Consider the following 229-nt stretch of genomic DNA (forward strand, 5'->3'; position numbering starts at 1 on the left):
GTGAAGGGATTATTAAGTAACAATAATCGTTATCACCGTCCCGTGATTGACGAATTGAATGAAAAATTAGCAGACAAGTTTTTCGTTAACTTCTCATTATTCCAGTCATTACCTGATGCATGGGGTATTGATCAAGTGTTCCCTGTGTTGCCTTTATCGGGTTTAGATAAAGCACCAGAGCGCCGTGCGGTAATGTTAGATATTACCTGTGACTCTGATGGTATTGTTG

The 229-nt window shown here is 39.7% G+C and carries 1 pseudogene; it reads left to right on the top strand.

The window, feature by feature from the left end:
* Positions 1-229, top strand: a pseudogene (locus tag AAEY88_RS15780) (arginine decarboxylase); the annotation flags it as partial.

The organism is Psychrobacter sp. CAL346-MNA-CIBAN-0220 (genome assembly GCF_040309805.1).
Classification (GTDB): Bacteria; Pseudomonadota; Gammaproteobacteria; order Pseudomonadales; family Moraxellaceae; genus Psychrobacter.